We start from the raw sequence: 2,313 nt of genomic DNA on the forward strand, positions 1-2,313 counted from the left end.
GGTAATCTGATTGCTACCAAGGTTAAGCTCTGTCAGATTCGACAGTTGCCCGATCGTATCTGGGATGGCTGTAATCTGATTTTCATTGAGGTCAAGCAATATCAGATTGGAGAGTTGTCCGATCACTTCTGGAATGGAGGTTATCTGATTCTGACGGAGGGTAAGCCATCTTAGACCGGACAGTTGACCTAACGCTTCTGGGATGGAGGTAATCTGAGTATTGCTGAGATTAAGCCGTGTCAGATGCGTACACTTGCCAATTTCCGATGGTATTTCTTGCAACTGCAAACCCGATAAATTTAATTTAGTCAAACTTTCATCAGCAACCTGCTCAAATAGTCGCACTACTTCCTCTGGGCCCATGTCGTTTACCTCTCAGTAACATTTGTTTCATTGTGACCAGAACTTAGCTTGTTGGAAAGCGATATTTGCCAACCTAGGGCTTGAAACTGTTACGGCTAGGTTGCGGGTAAGGTTCAGTCTGCATAACAGGTTTTATAAATACCTAACACGCCAAACCCGAAGGCTAGGTCAGGTTAGACAAATTTTCTGAACCCTCCAGTTTTAAGAGCTAGGTTTTAGTTCCCATTTACAGATAAACTCTGGCTTGAGAGGACAAATCTTGGGTGCGCTCGAATTTCCACTGAGGTAAAGAGCGGTCAGTTTAGTCAAGGATTCTAGCGGTTTGATGTCACTGATTTTATTGTTGTAGAGGGAGAGTTCAGTCAGGTTAGTCAAGAATGCTAGCGGTTTGATGTCACTGATTTTATTGTTGTCGAGGTAGAGCCAACCCAGGTTAGTCAAGGATGCTAACGGTTTAATGTCACTGATTTTATTGTTGCCGAGGTCGAGCGCAACCAGGTTAGTCAAGGATGCTAGCGGTTTGATGTCACTGATTTTATTGTTGCCGAGGTAGAGCCGACCCAGGCTAGCTAAGGATGCTAGCGGTTTGATGTCACTGATTTTATTATTGTCGAGGGAGATTCCAGTCAGGTTAATCAAGGATGCTAACGGTTTAATGTCGCTGATTTGATTCTTGTCGAGGTTGAGCCAATCCAGGTTAGTCAAGGATGCTAGCGGTTTGATATCCTTGATTTTATTGTAGGAGAGGGAGAGGTAAGTCAGTTTAGTCAAGGATGCTAGCGGTTTGATGTCACTGATTTTATTATTGTCGAGGGTGAGTTCTGTGAGACTCGAAAGTTGTCGATCGGCCGCCTCGCACTCAGTAGTTCCCGCTTTCTCCAACAACACCTCAACAGTATGTTTAGTTTCAGGACTCAAAGAAGCCTTTTCGTGACACCAATCAGCAAATGTCCTTCCACTATCGCCCCGTTGTTTCTGAACGACCCATGAGGAAGATTCATTTTCACTATTTTGCGACTGACTCGATACCACCAACAGGAAAACCAGGATTAATAGAATCATAGAGAATAACCTCTGTAGATTTTTATATGTTTCCCCATCTAGGACTTGAAAATACAGAGGGTACGTCAGGTTATACAGGTTTTCTGAACCAGAGCCTGAAACCGCTAAGGTCATTAAATAGTTTCAAGCGCGTGATACAGGAGTCTAAGTGTTCTCAGCCGGACGGGCAGGCGGCTATTTTTCCGACGGACCTCTAGATTGTTTTCACTTCGACAAAGATTTAACAGCCCGCCGAAAAAATCCCGCTAGAGGTTTAAACGAGCATAGCCCCAATTTTTCCACCCACTCCAAAACCTTGTTATAGGCGGGGATACAATACTTTCCCAGCCTAAAGCTTGAACCCTTGCTGCTACATCAGGATATCCCTTTTTTCAGTTGGTCAAGCACCTCTGGGATGACTGTAATTTGATTGTTACTGAGTTTAAGTTTTGTTAGATTTGAGACTTTGGCGAGGGTCTGTGGGGTGGCTGTAATTGGATTGTCATTGAGTAAAAGCCATCTCAGATTTGACAGTTGCCCGATCGCCTCTGGGATGGCTGTAATCTTATTGCTCCAGAGAAAAAGGTTTTTCAGATTCGACAGTTGCCCGATCATATCTGGGATGGAGGTAATCTTATTGCTCCCGAGGTAAAGCCTTGTCAAATTTGACAGTTGCCCGATCGCATCTGGGATGGCTGTAATCTGATTTTCACTGAGATTAAGCTCTGTCAGATTCGACAGTTGCCGGATCGCATCTGGGATGGCTGTAATCTGATTTTCACTGAGGTTAAGCTTTGTCAGATTCGACAGTTGCCCAATCGCATCTGGGATAGAGGTAATCTGATTTTCATTGAGACGAAGCTCTCTCAGATTCGATAGTTGCCCGAGCGCTTCTGGGATGGAGGTAAT

The 2,313-nt window shown here is 44.4% G+C and carries 3 protein-coding genes; all 3 read right to left on the bottom strand.

Translation table 11 applies throughout. The features are described from left to right. Positions 1-363, bottom strand: a 363-nt coding sequence (locus QUA03_RS28735) for a leucine-rich repeat domain-containing protein (RefSeq protein ID WP_333217108.1), incomplete at its 3' end; no start/stop codon positions are given. A 201-nt stretch (positions 364-564) separates the two neighbouring features. Further along, positions 565-1,425 (bottom strand): leucine-rich repeat domain-containing protein, encoded by an 861-nt coding sequence (locus QUA03_RS28740; RefSeq protein WP_333217110.1) that lies wholly within the window; start codon positions 1,423-1,425, stop codon positions 565-567. Positions 1,426-1,779: 354 nt separating this feature from the next. Then, the coding region (locus QUA03_RS28745; RefSeq protein WP_333217112.1) for a leucine-rich repeat domain-containing protein at positions 1,780-2,313 on the bottom strand (534 nt) is incomplete at its 5' end.

Source organism: Microcoleus sp. S36b_A4 (genome assembly GCF_036700645.1).
Lineage (GTDB): Bacteria > Cyanobacteriota > Cyanobacteriia > Cyanobacteriales > Microcoleaceae > Microcoleus.

Bases quoted from the DNA above. Each gene is read 5' to 3' on its own strand.
- QUA03_RS28740 (WP_333217110.1), bottom strand. From the start codon at position 1,425: ATGATTCTATTAATCCTGGTTTTCCTGTTGGTGGTATCGAGTCAGTCG.